Origin of the sequence: Halomonas sp. HG01, from assembly GCF_000968715.2 — a bacterium.
In the GTDB taxonomy this organism is placed as follows: Bacteria; Pseudomonadota; Gammaproteobacteria; order Pseudomonadales; family Halomonadaceae; genus Halomonas; species Halomonas halophila.
The window spans coordinates 1,501,736-1,522,598 of sequence record NZ_CP022134.1 but is presented as its reverse complement, the minus strand read 5'-3'; the positions used below and the strand labels follow the sequence as shown (position 1 = coordinate 1,522,598).

The window sequence follows — 20,863 nt, the reverse complement described above, 5'->3', positions numbered from 1 at the left end:
CATGGCAAACACCACGCGCAGCGATGGCCGTTCAGCCCCTTCCGATGGCGCCATCGGAGTAACCGGCCGCTGAACACACCTTCCGCTGAGGCCTGGAGCCGGTGACATTAGGTGCCCATCTATTAATAAATGGGCACCTATCATGACCACCTCAAGCACCGATCGTGAGATCCGCCGACGTCGCCGCTATACACCTGAGTTCAGAGCCAAGATCGTGACGGCCTGCCTGCAGGGCGATTCCTCGATCGCTCAAGTCGCCCTCCAGCACGGACTGAATACCAACCTCGTCCAGACCTGGATCCGCAAGGCCAAGCGACAGAGCCAGCTGCCGGCCGTGCCGGACTTCGTGCCCCTACCGGCGCCGCCAGCAGCGACCGATCTGCCAGCGTCGACTGCCGCCGTCGGCGACATCTGCATCGAGCTGCCCTCGGTGAGGGGCACCATCACTGTGCGTTGGCCGGCGAGCGAGGCAACACCGTGTGCGCAGTGGCTGAAGGAGCTGCTGGGATGATCCGCATCGACGAGATCTGGCTGGCCACCGAGCCGCTGGATATGCGGGCCGGGCCGGATACGGCGCTGGCTCGGGTGGTCAAGGTGTTCGGCGCGGCCAGGCCGCACTGCGCTTACCTGTTCGCCAACCGGCGTGGCAACCGCATGAAGGTGCTGATCCACGACGGTCTGGGCGTCTGGCTATGTGCCCGGCGCCTGAACCAGGGCAAGTTCCACTGGGCCGGTCACTGGCACGGCGATCGCGTCGAGCTCTGTCCAGAACAAGTGACGGCGCTGGTTCAAGGCCTGCCCTGGCAGCGTCTCGGTGCCGACGGGGTAATCTCGGTCGTGTGATGCGCGGCACAGACGCGGCGGCCCGGCTATTCGCGGATGCGCTAATCCCGCTTCCGCCCGAGGACTGGCATACTCGGCGGATGACCATGCCGACCGATCTGTCTCAGCTCTCTCCCGATCAGCTCCGCCACCTGGCGGCCACGCTGATGTCGCAGGTCGAGCAGCAGGAACAGGCACTGGCGCAGAGCCAGAAAACGCTGCGACATACCGAGCAGGTCAACCAGAAGCTGACGTATGAGCTGGCGTTACTCAAGCGCCATGCCTTCGGCAAGCGCAGCGAGCAGCTCAATGTCTTGCAGATCAGCCTGCTGGACGAGGTGGTGGATGCCGACATCGCCGCCATCGAGACCGAGTTGGAAGACCTGAAGCTCACTGCCGCGACGCCAACACCCAAGAAAGTGCCCAAGCGGGCTGCCTTGCCTCCCGAGCTGCCGCGCACCGAGATCCGTCACGCCCCGGAGAGTGAACACTGCGCCTGCGGTTGCCAGCTGCGACGGATCGGCGAGGAGGTCAGCGAGAAGCTCGACTACACGCCAGGCGTGTTCCACGTCGAGCGCCATATCCGCGGCAAGTGGGTTTGCGATCACTGCGAGACGCTGACCCAGGCGCCGATGCCGGCGCAGATCATCGACAAGGGCATCCCCACCGCCGGCCTGCTGGCCCAGGTGTTGATCGCCAAATACGCCGATCACCTGCCGCTGTATCGGCAAGAGCAGATCTTTGCCCGTGCCGGCGTAGCGATTCCGCGTTCCACCCTGGCCGAGTGGGTCGGCATCTGCGGGGTGCGACTCCAGCCGTTGATCGATGCCCTGCGTGAGCTGCTGCTCGATGCCCCTGTGCTGCATGCCGACGAGACCCCGGTGCCGATGCTGGCCCCGGGCAAGAAGAAGACGCATCGAGCCTACCTCTGGGCCTACGCCACCACGCCCTACGCCGGATTGAAGGCGGTGGTCTACGACTTCAGCGAGAGTCGCGGCGGGCAGCATGCCCGTGACTTCCTCGGCGACTGGCGGGGCAAGCTGATCTGCGACGACTACAGCGGCTACAAGCAGAGCTTTGCCAACGGCGTCACCGAGATCGGTTGCATGGCCCACGCGCGGCGCAAGTTCGTCGACCTGCACGTGGCCGACAAGAGCCAGATTGCCGGGCAGGCCATCGAGCTGATCGGCCAACTCTACCAGGTGGAGCGCGAGGCCCAGTCGCTGACTACGGAAGAACGCCAACGGCGACGCGATACTCGGGCGAGGCCCATCGCCGACGCGCTGCACCGCTGGATGCTGGCTCAGCGCGAGAAGGTGCCGAACGGCTCGGCGACGGCCAAGGCGCTGGACTACAGCCTCAAACGCTGGGCCGCGCTAACACGCTACCTGGATGACGGCCGACTGCCGATCGACAACAACCGGGTCGAGAACCTGATTCGCCCCTGGGCACTGGGTCGCTCGAACTGGCTGTTCGCCGGGTCACTGCGCAGCGGTCAGCGGGCCGCCACCATCATGAGCTTGATCCAGTCTGCCAAGCTGAACGGCCACGAGCCTCATGCCTACCTGAAGGACGTACTGGCACGGCTACCGACACAGAAAGCCAGCCAGCTCCACGAGCTCATGCCTCACCACTGGCAGCACATCGCCTGATCACTGACAAACGGTGATGCCCGTTCGCTTACCCATCGGAGGGGGCGACACTGGTGGGCGCTGAACCGTTCGGCCTGGCAATGCGATATTGGCGCCGCAAGCCCGGCACCGGAGACGTATCGTTCACATCCGCTAAAATCAGTTGCCCCGGGAGGGGGATGCAAGAAATGCCTTAGCGACGACATCGGGCCGGAAATTCTCCAGCCAGGCTTCCTGGATGGCAGGCTTGTCTCGAGCGAGCGCGTGGCGAATGCCCTCCGCCAGACCCTCGACCGAGTGCGGCGTGATGCAGGCCTCGAGATCCCCCTTGAGGATCTCGCGAATGCCGCCTGGGCAGTCGACGCTGAGCACCGGGGTGTCACAGGCCAGCGCCTCGAACAGCACGATGCCCATGCCCTCGAAACGCGAGCTGAGCACGAACAGCCGGGCATGATGCATCCACGGATAAGGGTTGGCGCGCTGCCCCGCGAAAATCACGCGCTCGGCGATCCCCAGCGCCTCGGCCAGTGCCTCCAGCCACTCACGCTCCTGCCCATCGCCCACCAGCACCAACGGCATCGACGTACCGGCCGCCGCATAGGCGCGTAACAACAAGGCATGATCCTTGGCCGGTACCAGGCGGGCGACGTTGACCAGATAGGGGACCTCGGGCAGGTCGGGCTCCGGCTCCGTCATGGCCTGCCGAATACCATCGATCGGGCAAGGATTGGGAATGACCGTCACAGAGGCCGGCGTGAAGCCCCAGCATTTCGCCGCCTCATCGAGGCTCTCGGCCACCCCATGCGATACCGTCACCAGGTGGCGGCGGTCATACAGGCAACGACTCAGCAGCCGCCCCCGCCAACCGACCTTTCGAACATGCAGGATGTTTTCCAGCACATAGCGCGCCCGCTCATCGCGGAACGTCCAGACGAGTTCGAAGGTACCAACGCCCCGGAAGACGATGCGATCGAAGCGCCCGTACCGACGCTCGGCGCGACGTAGCCAGCGATGAAAGACCCAGCCGCCCATCACGCCGGTGCCCAGGAAAAGCGAGCGTTTCATGAGCGGGTTGATGACGAGGCGAGCGAACAGCTCCAGCAGCAAGCCGATGCCGGTCAGCCGGCTCCACCAGCGCAGGTTGAGCCGATGCACTCGTACTTCGTCGCGTGCCGGACGCAGAGGATCGGCCACCTCGCGCAAGCTGAGCAGATGGCTCTCATGCCCCGCCTCCGCGAAGGCATCGGCGAGGTTGACCGCAACGCGCTCCATGCCACCCATCTTCAAGGAGCGAACGACCACCAGGGTTCTCATCGGACCGCCTTGCGAAGACCAAGGACCGGCGAACCGGTCGAACGTTGCCAGCGCCAGATATGGGTCACCAGTCCGCCCATGACCAGGGTGAACACATAACCGCCGGACCAGAAGGCCAGATAGGACTCGAACAGGTTAGCGATCATGAAGAACACGAAGAAGCCGAAACCGAACAGCGCCATGTCCCCCGGCATCACACCGCCTCGCCAGGCCAGCCAGGTACCGCGCGCTACCCAAGTGGCCAACAGCGCCACCACGCTCGCCCCCAGCAGGCCATAGCCGACCAGTACCTCCAGGAAGGTATTGTGCAGATGCCCGAAACGTTGGCGGATGGTATCCGGCAGCCACGCCGTCTGCTCCATCACCAGGCTGCGCCCTTCCCCGCCCCAACCGACGAACGGGCGCTCGGCGATCCACTCCGTGGCGGCGCGCCAGGAGTGGATCCGAACGCCAACGCTGGAATAGGGCACCCCGCTCCAGTCGCCCTCGATAACGCTGGTGATCACCTGCTGTTCGGCCAGCAGCCTGCGCTCGATGGTGCCATGGAAGGTCGACGTCAGCACCACGATGGCCAGCAAGACGCCGATGACGGCCGCCCATGACCAGTGAAGAGACGCCTTGGAGGACTGCTTGCTCTGCCAGGCTCTCCAGGCCCAGCCCCCCAGCATCACTAGCGACGCGGCGATGGTCGCCAGCCAGACGCCGCGCGTCTGAGTCACGACGAGCCCCACGAGGCACACGAACAGCATGGCGCACCAGGCCAGGCGACGACCCAAGGCCAGCCGCCCTGCCGACCACATCCGCGAGGTGAATGACACCAGCCCCAAGGCCGCCGCGCCAAAAAGCATCGCCACATGCTGAGCATTGTGGATGCCGAAATCGACGCGAATTCCTGCCAAGCCACGCTGCCAACTCTGCCAACCATGGCCCTCGAGCCACACCGCCAGCAGGAAACCCGGCACGGCGACTGCCCAGGCCCATAAGGTCAGCCGCGAGCTCCCCCCCCAGCCACCAGGCCATGCCGATGAACAGGAACCACTTGGCCAGGCGATCCAGCTCGGGATTGTCCGGCACCCACTGCGGGTGATGAAGATAGCCGAGCCCCCAGCTCAGCAGCTGAACCAGCACGATCGCCAGCAGCAGCCAGAGCGGCGCCGACGACCGGAGCCGCCGCCCCCAATACAGCACCGCGAATAGCCCCAGCAGCGCCATGGCCGTGCCCGCTTTCTGGCCGGCATCCGGCCACGCCACACGCCCTGCGGCATACAAGAAGGTGGCAAGCAGCCCGAGCCATGTCAGAACGCGCGGCACACGCGCATCAGAAACGAGACAGGTCAATACTCTGCCGTTAGAAGATGAGAGAGGTAACACGAATCTCGCCGCCTGCATCGTGAAGTAAATAGCGGAGCATGCTACCAGAATTTGACCACAAGGGAGGAACGCCAATACGGCAGAGAAGCCACAGGATCAGACCCTGTGGCTTCCCAAGATGCTATCGACGTTGGCGGTGTTGACGCCGCCGATGGTGATCCGCCTGCCGGCATGGGAAGGATGATGCCTGGAGAGCGATCCTAAGCCACAGGGTCAGACCCCGGTTGCCCCGGGCGATACGCAATGGCCCGATCACTCTCGGCGCCACCGCACCCGGGGTCTGACCCGTCACGACGCGGCACCCAAGCAGCTCATGCCGCCATGGGCCGCCGCCTGCAAGGTCTCTTCGCCCTTCCGGTAGGGAAGGATGATGCCTGGAGAGCGATCCTAAGCCACAGGGTCAGCCCCCGGCTGCCCCCGGCGATACGCAATGGCCCGATCACTCGCGGCGCCACCGCCCTGGGGTCTGACCCGTCCCGACGCAGCACCCAAGCAGCTCATGCCGCCATGGGCCGCCGCCTTCAAGACCTCCCCACTCTTCCGATAGGGAAGGATGATGCCTGAAGAGCGATCCTAAGCCACAGGGTCAGCCCCCGGCTGCCCCCGGCGATACGCAATGGCCCGATCACTCGCGGCGCCACCGCCCTGGGGTCTGACCCGTCCCGACGCAGCACCCAAGCAGCTCATGCCGCCATGGGCCGCCGCCTTCAAGACCTCCCCACTCTTCCGATAGGGAAGGATGATGCCTGAAGAGCGATCCTAGGCCACAGGGTCAGACCCCGGTTGCCCTCGGTGATACGCAATGGCCCGATCACTCGCGGCGCCACCGCCCCGGGGTCTGCCCCGTCACAGCAGCTCATGCCGCCATGGGCCGCCGCCTGCAAGGTCTCTTCGCCCTTCCGGTAGGGAAGGATGATGCCTGGAGAGCAATCCTAGGCCACAGGGTCAGACCCCGGCTGCCCCCGGCGATACGTAATGGCCCGATCACTCGCGGCGCCACCGCCCCGGGGTCTGACCCGTCACGACGCGGCACCCAAGCAGCCCGTGCCGCCATGGGCCGCCGCCTGCAAGGTCTCTTCGCCCTTCCGGTAGGGAAGGATGATGCCTGGAGAGCGATCCTAAGCCACAGGGTCAGCCCCCGGCTGCCCCCGGCGATACGCAATGGCCCGATCACTCGCGGCGCCACCGCCCCGGGGTCTGCCCCGTCACAGCAGCTCATGCCGCCATGGGCCGCCGCCTTCAAGACCTCCCCACTCTTCCGATAGGGAAGGATGATGCCTGGAGAGCGATCCTAGGCCATAGGGTCAGACCCCGGTTGCCCCCGGTGATACGCAATGGCCCGATCACTCGCGGCGCCACCGCACCCGGGGTCTGACCCGTCACGACGCGGCACCCAGCAGCCCGTGCCGCCAAGGGCCGCCGCCTGCAAGACCTTCCCACTCTTCCGATAGGGAAGGATGATGCCTGGAGAGCGATCCTAGGCCACAGGGTCAGACCCCGGTTGCCCCGGTGATACGCAATGGCCCGATCACTCGCGGCGCCACCGCCCCGGGGTCTGACCCGTCCCGACGCAGCACCCAGCAGCCCGTGCCGCCGTGGGCGTCAGACCCATGGAAGCCACCATCACGAGCCGCGCCCCTCCCTCAAGGATTCGCCGTTCCGTTTTCCCGACGCAGCTGCACGACGGGGGCCGCCTCGGCGCTCGGTGGCTCATGCCCCAGAAGGTCGCACAGCCCGCTGCCGTGGGTAAAACCGTCCACGCCGAGCTTGAGCGTTTCGCAGGCCCGATGGCTATCCATCTGGTGCTCGGCGTCGTGCAGCGCCTGGAGCAGCTCGCGCAGCGTCTCGGTGGGCAGCACGGCTTCACGGGCGCGCATGATCTTGGGGTGCGAGGTGCCGACCACGTTCTCGCCGATCAGCAGTTCCTCATAGAGCTTTTCCCCGGGCCTGAGGCCGGTAAAGGCGATCTCGATATCGCCCCCAGGGCTATCATCATCGCGCACCTCCAGCCCGGTCAGGCGGATCATGCGCCGCGCCAGGTCGACGATCTTCACCGGGTCGCCCATGTCCAGCACGAAGACATCCCCGCCCTTGGCCATGGAGCCCGCCTGGATGACCAGCAAGGCCGCCTCGGGAATGGTCATGAAGTAGCGGGTGATCTCGGGGTGGGTCACGGTCAAGGGGCCGCCCTGCTCGATCTGGCGCCGGAACAGCGGGATCACCGAGCCGCTGGAACCCAGCACGTTGCCGAAGCGCACCATCGAGAAGATCGTGCGGTGCTCCCCTTCACCACCGTGCCGCGCGGCCAGGTCCTGCAGCACCAGCTCGGCCATTCGCTTGGTGGCCCCCATCACGTTGGTGGGGCGCACCGCCTTGTCGGTGGAGATCAGCACGCAGCGCTCCACGCCGAGCCTGGCCGCGCTCTCCGCCACTACCCGGGTGCCCCGCACGTTGTTGCGCACGCCCTCCAGCACGTTGTGCTCGACGATCGGCACATGCTTGTAGGCCGCCGCATGATAGAGGGTATCGACCTCGTAGCGGCGCAGCGTCGCCTCCATACGCTCACGATCGCAGACGTTCCCCAGCAGCGGGTAGATGGGGAAGTCCCCCCCCATGTCACGCTTCAGCGCCTCGAGTTCCTGGTCGATGGCATAGAGCCCGTACTCGCTGATCTCGTAGAGCACCAAGGCCTTGGGGCCGCCGCGCATCACCTGGCGGCACATCTCGCTGCCGATCGAGCCGCCGGCGCCGGTCACCATCACCACCTTGCCGCGGATGCTGGCGTCCACCAGGGCCTCGTCGGGCGGCACCGGGTCGCGCCCCAGCAGGTCCTCCAGCTCCACCTCACGCAGCTGGTCCAGGCTGGCCTCGCCGGAGACGATCTCGGGCATGGAGGGCACCGTCTGCACGTGCACCGGCAGGTCCGTCAGCTTGTCCAGGGCCTGCTTGCGCTCGGCCTTGGTGGCGTTGGGCATCGCCAGCAGCACCCGCTTGAGGCCATGATGCTCGACGAGCCCGGCGATGGCGTCCGGGTCCATCACCTTGACCCCCTTGATGGTGCTGCCCCACAGCGCGGGCGCATCGTCCAGGAAGGCCGTGACGATGAACTCACGCCCGCTGGAGAGCGCCAGCGCCAGCTGCGCCCCCGCCCCGCCGGCACCATAGATGGCCACCGGCTCCTTCTCGGCGAAATGGCGGTTCAGCCAGTGATAGTAGCTGCGCACCAGCAGCCGGGTACCGCCCACGTACACCAGGGTCACCAGGGCGAAGTTCACCGGCACCGAACGCGGGAAGCCCTGCCACTGGAAGAAGTAGGCCGCCGCCCACATCATCAGCGCCAGCAGCACCGCACCCTTGATCACCGCCCACAGCGCCTGGGGGCCCATGAAGCGCACCACCGCCCGGTACAGCCCCAGCCGGGCGAACACGAACACGCCCAGCACCGGCACGACCAGGAACATCCACCAATAGGGCTCCATATACTGCGCCGGCCACCACTCGGCCAGCCGCAGCGCATAGGCCGACCACAGTGCCAGCGGCAGCGCCACCAGGTCGGCCGCCACCATCAGCAGGCGCTTGTGCGAACGGCTGAGTTCAGCGATCGAGCGGTGCATGCGTGTATGAATCATCATCTCGTCCTTGTATTGCGTGGCCCCGGGGTCAATGACGCAGCGCTCATGGCTCGGGCTCAATCACTGCCGAACAGGTCGCGGGTATAGACCTTCTGGGCCACGTCCTCCAGCTCGGCGACCATGCGATTGCTGAGGATCAGCTCCGCTTCCTGCTTGAAGGCGTCCAGGTCGCGCATCACCCGCGAGCCGTAGAAGGTATCCTCCTCCAGCACCGGCTCATAGACCACCACCTCGATGCCCTTGGCCTTGAGTCGCTTCATGACGCCTTGCATGGCACTGGCGCGGAAGTTGTCCGACCCGGCCTTCATGATCAGGCGATACACCCCCACCACCTTCGGCCTGCGTGCCAACACCTGCTCGGCGATGAAGTCCTTGCGGGTGGTGTTGGCATCGACGATGGCCTGGATCAGGTTGTTGGGCACATCCTGGTAGTTGGCCAGCAGCTGCTTGGTGTCCTTGGGCAGGCAGTAGCCGCCGTAGCCGAAGGAAGGGTTGTGGTAATGGCTGCCGATGCGCGGGTCCAGCCCTACCCCCTCGATGATCTGGCGGCTGTCCAGGCCATGGGTCTCGGCGTAGGTGTCAAGCTCGTTGAAGTAGGCCACGCGCATGGCCAGATAGGTATTGGCGAACAGCTTGATGGCCTCGGCCTCGGTGCTGTTGGTGTACAGCACCGGCACATCACTCTTGACTGCGCCCTGTTCGAGCAGCCCGGCGAAGGTCTCGGCGCGCTCGGAGCGCTCGCCGACGATGATCCGCGACGGGTGGAGGTTATCGTAGAGCGCCTTGCCCTCTCGCAGGAACTCCGGCGAGAACAGCAGATTCTCGGTACCGAAGTGTTGGCAGGCCTCGGCGGTGTAGCCCACCGGCACAGTGGACTTGATGACCATCACCGCCGCGGGGTTGATGGCCATCACGTCCTGGATCACCGCCTCGACGGTCGAGGTATTGAAATAGTTCGTCTCGGGGTCGTAATCGGTGGGCGTGGCGATCACCACGAAGTCGGCGTCGCGGTAGGCGGCTTCCTTGTCCAGGGTGGCCGTGAAGTCGAGCGCCCGGTTGGCCAGGAAGTCGCTGATCTCGGCGTCCTCGATGGGCGAGACCCGGTCGTTGAGCTGCGCCACCTTCTCGGCCACGATGTCCAGCGCCACGACCTGATTGTGCTGGGCCAGCAGCATGGCATTGGAGAGGCCCACATAGCCGGTGCCGGCAATGGCAATCTTCATGCATTCACCTGTCAGAAACTGACCCGCGGGGGCCGCCCAAGCGGCCACCGCGGGATCCTTGTCGAACCAGCCGCGGGCGTTCCGCAGCCGCCGCCTGAGCGTCTTAGATCACCCGCTTGATCAGCTGGGCCAGCAGTTCCTGCTGGCCGTGTTCCGCGCCCTTCAACGTCACCTCGGCCTGGGGGGGCGCTTCGTAGGGGCTGCTGATACCCGTGAAGTCGGCGATTCTGCCCTCTCGGGCCTTCTGGTACAGCCCCTTGGGATCGCGCTGTTCGCAGATGTCCAGCGGCGTGTCCACGTGCACTTCGATGAAGTCGCCCTCGTCGAACAACGCCCTGGCCGCATCGCGGTCGGCGCGGAACGGCGAGATGAAGGCGGTGATCACGATGATGCCCGCCTCGGCGAACAACCGCGCCACCTCGCCCACCCGGCGAATGTTCTCGGTGCGGTCGGCTTCCCCCATTCCCAGGTCCTTGCACAGACCATGGCGGATGTTATCACCGTCCAGCAGCATGGTGTGGTAGCCACGACGGTTCAGCTCCACTTCCAGGGCGTTGGCCAGGCTCGACTTGCCGGAACCGGAAAGACCGGTGAACCACACGCACTTGCCAGCATGGCCGTTGAGCTGCTCGCGCATGGCCTGGGTCACGCTGGTGCGGTTCCACACCACGCTGGCCTTGCTGTCGTGCTCGCGGAACTCGTAGGGCAGCTCGCTCTCCAGCGGCCGGTGGATCATGCCGGCCCCCACGGTGATGTTGGTCAACCGATCGATGATGATGAAGCTGCCCGTTCCCGGGCTGGTGCGATAGTCGTCGACCGGTACCGGCGCGGTCAGCTCCAGCGCGCAGCGTGCGATGGCGTTGAGGTCCAGATGATCGGCGTGACGATGCTCCAGGGTGTTGACGTCGACCTGATAGTCGATCGCTGCCACCTTGCCCGCCACATCTCGGGTCGCCAGCTTGATGTCGTAGAGCTTGCCGGGCTCGAGCGCCGTTTCGTGCATCCACACGATATCGGCCTCGAAGCTGGTGGCCAGCGGCACTTCATCATTTTCGGCGACCAGCCAGTCGCCGCGGGAGATGTCGATCTCGTCTTCCAGGGTCACAGTGATCGCATCGCCGGGATAGGCGGCCTCCAGGTCGCCGTCCCAGGTCACCAGCCGCTCGACGGTCGACACCTTGCCGGACGGCAGCGCCCTCACCTTCTGGCCCGGGCTCATCACGCCGGCGGCCAGGGTCCCGGCATAGCCGCGGAAGTCGAGGTTGGGGCGATTGACGTACTGTACCGGCAGGCGCAGGTCACGCAGGTTCTGGTCGTGGGTGATCTCGACGGTCTCGAGCAGTTCGAGCAGCGCCGGGCTCTGTTTTCCATCGACCCGGTACCAGTCCATCGCCTCGCTCGGATTGACGACGTTGTCGCCCTTGAGCGCCGAAAGCGGCACGAAGCGGATGTCCGGGGCATTGAGCTTGCCGGCGATCTCCTGGTACTCGGCGACGATTTCCTCATAGCGCTCCTGGGAGTAGTCGACCAGGTCCATCTTGTTGATCGCCACCACCAGGTGCTGGATGCCCAGCAGATCGGCGATGAAGCTGTGCCGGCGCGTCTGGGTCTGCACCCCGTGGCGAGCATCGACCAGGATCACCGCCAGGCTCGCGGTCGACGCCCCGGTCGCCATGTTGCGGGTGTACTGCTCGTGCCCCGGCGTATCGGCAATGATGAACTTGCGCCGATCGGTGGAGAAGAAGCGATACGCCACATCGATGGTGATGCCCTGCTCCCGCTCGGACTGCAGGCCGTCGACCAGCAGCGCCAGATCCACCTCATCACCGGTCGTCCCCGCCGTCTTCGACGCCTGAGTGATCGCCGCCAGCTGATCCTCGTAGATCATCTTCGAATCGTGCAGCAGCCGCCCGATCAGCGTCGACTTCCCGTCGTCCACGCTACCGCAGGTGATGAAGCGGAGCAGATCCTTGCGCTCATGCTCTTTCAGATAGGCTTCGATGTCGTCTGAGATCAAGTCCGAGGCGTGTGCCATTTCCCGTCCCTTAGCTGGAAGCTGGAAGCTTGAAGCTGGAAGACCCCCCAGCCCCATTAGCTACCCAGCCGATTCATTCGATGGTGAGCTTGCCGATCAGCCCCGAGAGCATGGCGGCAATCTCCCTTGTTTCCTGTATCCACCGGTTTCCATTGGCTTTTTCGATGTAGCCGATATCGATACCGATGTAGATCTGTGTTCTCAGTTCAGCGCATGAGCCCTTGGCGATCAGCAAGAAGTGTCGTTTGTCCTTGGCCGTGCCACGCGTCATGCCCTCTGCAATGTTGCTGGGGACCGAAAGCCCTGAGCGAGTGATTTGATCCTTGAAGCCGAAATCCCTGAGATCTCGCATCGCCTTGTAGAGCTCGGCCGATAGCCTGGCCGACCGCTTCCACACCTGAAGCTTCTCGAAGTCCATGTCCTGCCCTCCCTCCTGGCCACTCCAACAGGCTAGCCTAAGCACAGGCGAGGGTTCTTCGGTTCTTCAAGCTTCCAGCTTCAGGCTTCTAGCTCCCGGCGCAGCCGGGGACTTCCAGCTTCCAGGCGCGAAGCGCCGCTCTTCAAGCTTCCAGCTTTCTAACGCGCCTCCGGCGCGTTAGAAGTACCCCTCCCGCTTCTTCCGCTCCATCGACCCTGCCTGATCGTGATCGATGGCGCGGCCGGAACGTTCGGAGGTCCGGGTCAGCAGCATTTCCTGGATGATCTCGGGCAGGGTGGTGGCGGTGGATTCCACCGCCCCGGTCAGCGGGTAGCAGCCGAGGGTGCGGAAGCGTACCCATTTTTCCTCGGGCACTTCGCCGTCTTCCAGCGGCAGGCGGTCGTCGTCGACCATGATGTCCATGCCGTCGCGGTTCACCACCGGACGCGGCGCGGAGAAGTAAAGCGGCACGATGGGGATGGATTCCAGGTAGATGTACTGCCAGATATCCAGCTCGGTCCAGTTGGAGAGCGGGAAGACGCGGATCGACTCGCCCTGGTTCACCTTGGCGTTATAGGTGTTCCACAGTTCGGGGCGCTGGCTCTTCGGGTCCCAGCGGTGGTGCTTGTCGCGGAAGGAGAACACCCGCTCCTTGGCACGGCTGGCCTCTTCGTCGCGGCGAGCCCCGCCGAAGGCCGCGTCGAAGCGATGCGTGTCCAGCGCCTGCTTCAGCGACTGGGTCTTCATCACGTCGGTGTACTTGGAGCTGCCGTGATCGAAGGGATTGATCCCTGCGGCCCGGCCTTCCTCGTTGATGTGTTCGATCAGTTCCATGCCGGCCTCTTCGGCCATGCGATCGCGGAACTCAATCATCTCGCGGAACTTCCAGGTGGTGTTGACGTGCATCAGCGGAAACGGCGGCACGCCGGGATAGAAAGCCTTGCGCGCCAGATGTAGCATCACCGAGGAATCCTTGCCGATCGAATAAAGCATCACCGGGTTGCGGAACTCTGCCGCCACCTCACGGATGATATGGATCGACTCCGCCTCGAGCTGTTTGAGGTGGGTCTTACGTTCTGCCGAAATCTCAGACATGGGTGCAACCTTGAAATGGAAGTGATGTCAGTCAGGAATTTAGCTAGAAGCTGGAAGAGCGCCGCTTCGCGGCTGGAAGCTAGAAGAAAAGCCAGTGCAACCCCACCACTTGATAACGTGGTTTTGACCTTGGGGTTTCTTCAAGCTTAAAGCTTCCGGCTTCAAGCTCCCGCGAAGCGGCTCTCTTCAAGCTTCCGGCTTCAGGCTCGCGCGGAGCGCGCGCTCCCAGCGCTCGTCGCGCTGGCCACAGACGATAAAGAACGGATTGAGCACGCTGTCCTGCTGGTTGCAGCGCAGCGGTTCGAGGGTCTCGGCATTCAGTACGTCACCACCGGCGGCGGTGACCACGGCCTGGGCGGCGGCGGTGTCCCACTCGCAGGTGGGCGCGAGGCGCGGATAGAGATCGGCGGCGCCTTCGGCGACCAGGCACAGCTTCAGCGAGCTACCCATGGAGACGCGCTCGTGGGCGGGCAGCCCGGCACAGAAGGCCTCGAACTCGTCGGAACCATGGGAGCGGCTACCGACGATCTTCCAGACCGCCTGCTCGGGATCCGGCAAGGCACGTACCGAGATCGACTCGAGGGAGCCACCGGGCTGCTGTTTCCAGGCGCCCTGCCCGTGCTGGCCGATCCACGTAGTCCCGCCCGCGTCGCCCACGGCAGGCGCATGCACGATGCCGAACACCGGCACGCCGTCTTCGATCAGCGCGACATTGAGGGTGAATTCACCGTTCTTCTTGATGAACTCCTTGGTGCCGTCCAGCGGATCGATCAGCCAGTAGCGGCCCCACGCCCGACGGGTCGCGAACGGAATCCCACCGGACTCCTCGGAGAGGATCGGCACCCCCGGCGTCGCCGCCTCGAGCAACGCCACCAGGGCATGATGCGACGCCATGTCCGCCTCGGTCAGCGGGCTGTCATCGCCCTTGGTCGCCACCTCGAAGTCACGCCGATACACGGCCATCACCTCACGGCCCGCGGCATGCACACCCTCGATCAAGCGGGAGCGCAGATCGTCAGTTACGAAATTGGTCACGAAAACTCCTTTCTAAATAAGCTCGAAGCTGGAAGTCCCCGGCTTCGCCGGGAGCTCGAAGCTGGAAGAACGCCCGCTTCGCGGGCTTAAGCTGGAAGAAAAACCACTTTAACCCAAACTTTGGACATGAGCTTTTGACCTTGGGGTTTCTTCTAGCTTCTAGCTTCTAGCTTCCAGCCGCGAAGCGGCGCTCTTCAAGCTTTAAGCTTCCGGCTTCAAGCTTCAAGCTTCCGGCTTTCTGACCGCGAAGCGGTCAGAACGGCCACACCACCGGTATCAACCCCACCGCCGTGACACCGACGATCAGGCTGAGCGGGGCGCCGAGGCGCAGGTAGTCGAGAAAACGATAGCCGCCCGGCCCCAGCACCATCAGGTTGGTCTGGTAGCCCAGCGGGGTCATGAAGCTCGCCGAGGCGGCGAACATGATCGCCACGGCGAAGGGCAGTTCGTTGACGCCCAGTTGCTCTGCCACCGCCATGGCGATGGGGAACATCAGCACCGCGGCGGCGTTGTTGGTGATCAGCTCGGTGAAGATCACCGTCATCGCGTAGATTGCGGCCAGCGCCGCCCAGGGGGCCAGGCCGTCGATCAGCAGCAGCCACTGGGCGATCTGGGCGGCGGCGCCGGTCTTGGCCATGGCCGCCCCCAGGGCGAAGGAGGCGGCGATCACGATCAGCACGGTCAGGTCGAGGTAGCGCCGCGCCTTGCTCGCCGGCACGCAGCGGGTCACCAGCATGGCGCCGCCGGCCAGCAACGCGGCCTCGAGGATGGTCAGCCACCCGCTGGCACTGGCGGCCACCATGGCCCCCAGGATGGCAATCGCCAGCGGCGCCTTGCGGAAGTCCGGCGGCGTGGAGTCGTTCAGCCCGCTCACCAGCAGGAAGTCCTTGCGGTAGCGATACTGGTCGACGAAGTCCTGGGCGGTTTCCAGCAGCAGGGTATCGCCCACCTGCAGGCGAATGTCACCCAGCTTGCCGGACAACCGCTGGCCATGGCGCGAGATGGAGAGAATCACCGCCTGGTAGCGTGAGCGGAAGCGCGACTCGCGCACCGTCTGGCCCAGCCCGGCGAAGTCCGGGCCGATCACCGCCTCCACCAGGCAGCGCCGGTGATGGTCGATGTCCAGCTTGTGCACGTCGCCGCCGGCGGGGCGCAGGCCGTGGATGCGGCGCAGCTCCCGGGCGCATTCCGGGGCGCCGATGAACACCAGCACATCGCCCGCCTGCAGCTCGGTCTCCGGCGGCACCGCGGTGAGCAGGCGGTCATGACGCTCGATGTCGGCCAGGTAGCCATGGCTGAGGCTGCGCAGCCCCGCATCGGCGATGGTCTTGCCCACCAGCGGCCCCTTGGCGATCACCACCACCTCCACCGCATACTCTCGAGCCTGCTCCAGCTGCTCCAGCACGCCCCGGCGGTTGGGCAGCAGCCAGTCGGCGAACAGCATCAGGAAGACGCCACCCACCAGCAGCAGCGGCACGCCCACCCAGGCCAACTCGAACATCGAAAGCGACAGGCCGCGCTCGGTCTGCAGCAGGCCATCCACCACCAGGTTGGTGCTGGTGCCGATCAGCGTGCAGGTGCCGCCCAGGATGGCGGCGTAGCTCAGCGGCAGCAGCAGCTTGGAAGGCGGCAGCTTGAGCCGGCCGGCCCACTCCTGAATGGCGGGAATGAACATCGCCACCACCGTGGTGTTATTCATAAAGGCGCTCAGCCCTGCAGACGGCAGCAACACCCGCAACTGCGCCCGGCGCAGCCGCCTCGGCCGGCCCAGCAGGCCATGGGCGATCCACTGAATGGCACCGGTCTCCTTGAGCCCGGCCGCCACCACATAGAGGGTGGCAATGGTCATCACCCCGGGGTTGGAGAAACCGACCAGGGCCTCGCCGGGGGTCAGGATGCCGCTCACCACCAGCACGGCCAGCGCCGCCATCAGCACCACGTCCGGCGCGATGCGGGTCGCCACTAGCGTAACGAGCACCGCCAGCACCGTGGCGAGCGTAAACAGAGCGTCGAAGGGCATTAAGAAGATATCAAAGCGAGAAGAATGGGGTTTTTAACAACAACGAAACCACAGGGTCAGACTTACCGCGCCACCGGCACCAAGGCCAGCAACGAAGCCACAGGGTCAGACTTACCGCGTCACCTGCACCAAGGCCAGCAACAAAGCCACAGGGTCAGACCCCGGATGCCCCCGGTGACACGCGAAGACCCGACCACTCTCGGCGCCACCGTGCCCGGGGTCTGACCCGTCACGACGCGCCACCCAAGCAAGCCACAGGCAAAAGCCCGCAACCAAGCCACAGGGTCAGACCCCGGATGCCCCCGGTGACACGCGAAGGCCCGATCCCCCTCGGCACCACCGTGCCCGGGGTCTGACCCGTCACGACGCGCCACCCAGGCAAGCCACAGGCAAAAGCCCGCAACCAAGCCACAGGGTCAGACCCCGGATGCCCCCGGTGACACGCGAAGGCCCGATCCCCCTCGGCACCACCGTGCCCGGGGTCTGACCCGTCACGACGCGCCTCCCAGGCAAGCCACAGGCAAAAGCCCGCAACGAAGCCACTGCCACCCCCGCTGTCCCGCACAGGCACCACGTCCGGCACGATTAACGACTTTCCTTGCCTGCCACCGACGACCCATCCGCTTCGGGCGATATACCCAGCCCGCTCAACACATTGGGCAAGGGCAGGGTCCAGATTCCCAGCTTTCGCCACACAAAATACAGCGCCACCAGGTTCTGTACCACCAACACGAAGGCCAGCGCCATGGCCGCCCCCAACGGGCCGAACAGCGGAATCAGCACGAAGAACATCGACAGCCCGATGGCATTGCAGATCAGCGCGATATTGCGCATCAGGGCCTCATGCCCCGTCATGTTCAGTAAAAAGTTCACAGAACCTGTCGCCACATTGATCAACTGGGCCAAGGCAAGGATTCTCAGCAGCGGCGCCGCCTGGGGAAACTCGCTGCCGAACAGCCCCAGCACCCAGCCCGGCACCAGCAGACATACCAGCAGCAGTGGCGCAGCGATCGCCACGCCCAGCAGGGCACCCTGTCGCGCAAGTCGACCGAGGGCTAGGATATTGCCTTCCCGGTGCAAACTGGCGAAGCGCGGCGGGAAGATCGCATTGATGACGATCAGGATGAAGTTGATCAGCATAGCCGTCTGCTGTGAGGTCTTGAACAGCCCGAGCCCCGCTTCGCTCAGCAGCCAACCGGCTACCATGACGCTCAGCACAGACTGCATGAACCCAGCCAGGCCCATCACGAAGAACGCGCGCGATGAGGCATCGAACTGGTGCCGACCCACACTTGGCGACGGGCCCCCATCCCGGGCCGCCCAGCCCTGTCGACGCCACCAGCGCCAGAGCTGCCAACTTCCCTGCCCCAGCACCAACCAGGCGGCACCGGCATAGGCCCAGCCAATCACCGCAAGGCCTTCCAACCGAGCGTACTGATGCAGCAACACCACCAGACCGCCCGCCAGCAGCGCGACCGAGCCATTCTCCAACAGGCAAGCCGTGGCCGGCCTGCGAATGCCCTTGAAGAAGCCGGAGAACAGGAACCCCAGAGTAAAGGAGGGCGTGGCGACGGCGATGCCCACCAGCACCTCGGCCAACCCCTCGGTCCCGAACCCCCGCGCCAGCAAGTCACGCCCGAAGAAGATGACCAGGGCCAATACGATACTGAGCCCCAGCACCCTGCGGCATGCCCAACGCAGATAGCGCATGACATAAGGGGAATGGGGAGCCTCGCCCACGTAGCGCATCAGCGCGTGGTTCATGCCGAAGCGCGCCAAGGTGGCGGCTCCCAACAACAGCCCCTGGGCCAGCGCATAGACGCCCACCCCGGCCGAGCCATAGAGCCGCCCCAGCACGACCACCAGCGCCAGGCTGCCCAGGGCCGCGATTCCCCTCGCCAGGAAGGTTCGCGCCAGCGTCAGCGCCATCTCGCCCTTCAGGCGGCCCAGCAGGCGTTGGCCCAGCGACAAGATCCTCATCTGGCGTTATGCCCGGTCGCCTCGTCCATTACCTCTCGCAACACATCACACGTCTTGTCGATCTCTGCCTCAGTAAGCGTAGGGTGGTAAATGTGCATCAAGCTGGCCTCGCCCAGCTCACGTGCAACGGGCAGTGGCTTCTCGGGCCGCCACTCCTTGTCATCAAAAGCCTTCTCGCGATAGTCCTCAGAACAGGAACCGGAGACGCAAGGTACGCCACTCGCGACGATTTCGTGCTGGGTGCCGAAACTCTCGTGCAACCAACGAAACCCGGGTGGGTATTCACTCTCGTAGACTGCCTTCCAACTATTACTGTGATCCTTCCAAGCCCACAACAGGGCTTCGTCGCTGATAGTGGCCATGCCGCCTTCGCAGCCGGTGGTCATGATCTTTTCCTGGCAGAGGGACAAGCAGCACACAGGGCCGATATCGCCCACTCTCCGGACTAGGTAGCAGGAGCCTTGAGGGCTTGCCCTGTCATTGCAAGGTGTGAAGCGACGTGGAGTTCTGCTAACCATCCCTACAGGCATCTTCGGTAACGCAAGCAATGGCAGGCTCCAGTTATCGGGTGAGCAGATGCGTTACTTCGGTAATAACTCGATCAATGCTTTCCTGGCTCATGGCCGGGTAGGCTGGGAGCGAGACACAACCCTGCCAGTAGGCTTCCGTATTAGGGAAAGCCTGTGGATCGAGCTCATATTTTTCACGGTAATAGCTCATCTGGTGTAACGGACGGTAATGCACCGACGTGGAGACACCACGGTCAGCTAGAGTGCTAATAAAATCATCACGGCTGATCGGGCTTTTCTCATTGAGAACTATAGGAAACAAGTGATGAGAGTGTTGCTCATCTTTCACTCGCGACTGCACCAAGGTCAGGCCAGGAATATCGGAAAAGGCCTGGCGATATTGTTGGATTATAACCTGGCGCGCTTGCCTGAAGGACTCGGCCTTGTGGAACTGAGCTACGGCAATGGCGGCATTAAGGTCGGGCATGTTGTACTTGAAGCCAGGCGCTTTCACATCGTACACCCAAGATGAAGCGCGGGTACCGGTAAAACGGTCCCAGACATCCCGGTCAATCCCGTGCAGGCGCATCATTTTCACCCGCTTGGCAACCTCGTCATCATTAGTCACCAGCATACCACCTTCGCCGCTGGTGATGGTCTTGTTAGCGTAGAAGCTGAAACAAGTAACATCACCAACGCTACCCACAGGGCCATAAGTGTCACTGGCTGGAAAGGCATGAGCAGCGTCTTGCACCAGCTTTACATTGTGTTTGCGGCACACAGCAAGCAAGCCGGCGTCACCATCCAGTGCAACGGACTGCCCCCCGAAATGCACAGCCACCACAGCCCTGGCTCCCGGGGTCTGCTCCAAGGTACGATCCACCACTTGGGGATCAAGTAAGAGCGTATCGCGGTCGATATCGACAAACACTGGATCCGCGCCTACATAGCGAATGACTTCCGCCGAAGCAGTAAAAGTCAGCGACGGGACAAGCACCTTGTCGCCTGGACCAATACCTAGGGCCTCAATCCCCAAATGCAACGCCGCAGTGCAGGAGTTAACTGCGAGAGCATGCTGTACTCCGCAATAATCTGCAAACAGCCCTTCCAACTGCTGCGCCCACTTCCCAGTGGTCAGCCATCCAGACTCTAGCACCTGACGGACATTGTCTAGCTCTTCATCGCAAGGGGAAAGCTTGAAAAATGGAACACTCATATTAACCCCGCACCACCTTCACAAAAGTTTCAAAAATTATTTTCAGGTCGCCCCACAAAGTTCGATTACTGACATATGCTTCATAGATATCCAGCTTCTTAGGAAGCACAATATCCCGATAGGCAGTCACAGGGTCATCGTACTGGGCCAAGACATCTTCTTCGTTACTAAATCGAATGGACGCCGGGTCGGTAATGCCCGGCTTTACCTGGAGGACAGTCTTCCAGCGTTCCGGGTAGGCTTCTACCCACTGCTTGATCTCTGGCCTTGGTCCCACAATAGACATGTCACCCCTCAGCACGTTCATAAACTGGGGCAGCTCGTCAAGTTTAAACTTTCGCAGCATGCGGCCAGCGCGTGTCACACGGCTGGCATCGCCCACATCAAATCTCCCTGATTCCGCTTCAGGCTTCACCGTCATACTGCGAAACTTTAGGATATAGAATGGCTTCCTGTCCTTCCCCATCCGAAGCTGATGAAAGAATGCCCCCCCTGGGGAATCAAAACACACCCAAATATATAGAGCTGCTAGCAGAGGGAACAAAATCACCAGAACAGCCAG

Annotated in this window: 16 protein-coding genes; 3 read left to right on the top strand and 13 right to left on the bottom strand. The window is 63.9% G+C overall.

Annotated elements, in window-relative coordinates; genetic code table 11:
* The first annotated feature begins 142 nt into the window (after window positions 1-142).
* The 3 genes from tnpA (at window position 143) to tnpC (ending at window position 2,474) form a co-directional block, all read left to right on the top strand.
* Window positions 143-511, top strand: a complete 369-nt coding sequence (tnpA, locus tag UN84_RS07200) for an IS66-like element accessory protein TnpA (protein ID WP_046078582.1) — start codon at window positions 143-145, stop codon at window positions 509-511.
* Window positions 508-843 carry an IS66 family insertion sequence element accessory protein TnpB gene (gene tnpB / locus UN84_RS07195; protein ID WP_046078581.1) on the top strand — a complete coding sequence of 112 codons (336 nt, stop codon included), beginning with the start codon at window positions 508-510 and terminating at the stop codon, window positions 841-843. Before tnpA ends, tnpB begins: the two co-directional genes overlap by 4 nt.
* Window positions 844-923: 80 nt before the next feature.
* The gene (gene tnpC, locus UN84_RS07190) at window positions 924-2,474 is read left to right on the top strand and encodes an IS66 family transposase (protein WP_107182554.1); all 1,551 of its coding nucleotides are present in this window, start codon (window positions 924-926) and stop codon (window positions 2,472-2,474) included.
* A gap of 138 nt (window positions 2,475-2,612) precedes the next feature.
* On the opposite strand, the gene UN84_RS07185 is transcribed toward tnpC, so the two are convergent.
* From UN84_RS07185 to UN84_RS07125, 13 genes are all read right to left on the bottom strand, one after another.
* A complete protein-coding gene (locus UN84_RS07185; RefSeq protein WP_046078580.1) occupies window positions 2,613-3,767 on the bottom strand; it encodes a glycosyltransferase in 1,155 nt (384 codons plus the stop codon).
* Window positions 3,764-4,729 carry an O-antigen ligase family protein gene (locus UN84_RS07180; protein WP_237022379.1) on the bottom strand — a complete coding sequence of 322 codons (966 nt, stop codon included), beginning with the start codon at window positions 4,727-4,729 and terminating at the stop codon, window positions 3,764-3,766. Before UN84_RS07180 ends, UN84_RS07185 begins: the two co-directional genes overlap by 4 nt.
* A gap of 2,052 nt (window positions 4,730-6,781) precedes the next feature.
* On the bottom strand, window positions 6,782-8,767 hold the full coding sequence (locus UN84_RS07175) for a nucleoside-diphosphate sugar epimerase/dehydratase (protein ID WP_046078579.1): 1,986 nt from the start codon (window positions 8,765-8,767) through the stop codon (window positions 6,782-6,784).
* A 59-nt stretch (window positions 8,768-8,826) separates the two neighbouring features.
* Window positions 8,827-9,993, bottom strand: a complete 1,167-nt coding sequence (locus tag UN84_RS07170) for a nucleotide sugar dehydrogenase (RefSeq protein WP_046078578.1) — start codon at window positions 9,991-9,993, stop codon at window positions 8,827-8,829.
* 103 nt (window positions 9,994-10,096) lie between these two features.
* Window positions 10,097-12,028 carry a sulfate adenylyltransferase subunit CysN gene (cysN, locus tag UN84_RS07165; RefSeq protein ID WP_046078577.1) on the bottom strand — a complete coding sequence of 644 codons (1,932 nt, stop codon included), beginning with the start codon at window positions 12,026-12,028 and terminating at the stop codon, window positions 10,097-10,099.
* 73 nt (window positions 12,029-12,101) lie between these two features.
* A complete protein-coding gene (locus UN84_RS07160; protein ID WP_046078576.1) occupies window positions 12,102-12,446 on the bottom strand; it encodes a four helix bundle protein in 345 nt (114 codons plus the stop codon).
* A 177-nt stretch (window positions 12,447-12,623) separates the two neighbouring features.
* Complete coding sequence (gene cysD / locus UN84_RS07155; RefSeq protein ID WP_046078575.1) at window positions 12,624-13,541, bottom strand: sulfate adenylyltransferase subunit CysD; 918 nt, start codon at window positions 13,539-13,541, stop codon at window positions 12,624-12,626.
* Window positions 13,542-13,727: 186 nt separating this feature from the next.
* Window positions 13,728-14,576 carry a 3'(2'),5'-bisphosphate nucleotidase CysQ gene (gene cysQ, locus UN84_RS07150; protein WP_046078574.1) on the bottom strand — a complete coding sequence of 283 codons (849 nt, stop codon included), beginning with the start codon at window positions 14,574-14,576 and terminating at the stop codon, window positions 13,728-13,730.
* 253 nt (window positions 14,577-14,829) lie between these two features.
* Window positions 14,830-16,596, bottom strand: a complete 1,767-nt coding sequence (locus UN84_RS07145) for an SLC13 family permease (RefSeq protein WP_046078573.1) — start codon at window positions 16,594-16,596, stop codon at window positions 14,830-14,832.
* A 585-nt stretch (window positions 16,597-17,181) separates the two neighbouring features.
* On the bottom strand, window positions 17,182-18,567 hold the full coding sequence (locus UN84_RS07140; RefSeq protein ID WP_161796802.1) for a lipopolysaccharide biosynthesis protein: 1,386 nt from the start codon (window positions 18,565-18,567) through the stop codon (window positions 17,182-17,184).
* A 5-nt stretch (window positions 18,568-18,572) separates the two neighbouring features.
* Entirely contained in the window at window positions 18,573-18,962 is a 390-nt protein-coding gene (locus UN84_RS07135; protein WP_052719311.1) for a hypothetical protein, read from the bottom strand.
* A gap of 175 nt (window positions 18,963-19,137) precedes the next feature.
* Complete coding sequence (locus UN84_RS07130) at window positions 19,138-20,301, bottom strand: DegT/DnrJ/EryC1/StrS family aminotransferase (RefSeq protein WP_046078572.1); 1,164 nt, start codon at window positions 20,299-20,301, stop codon at window positions 19,138-19,140.
* Window position 20,302: 1 nt separating this feature from the next.
* Entirely contained in the window at window positions 20,303-20,851 is a 549-nt protein-coding gene (locus tag UN84_RS07125; RefSeq protein WP_237022390.1) for a sugar transferase, read from the bottom strand.
* Window positions 20,852-20,863 lie beyond the last annotated feature (12 nt).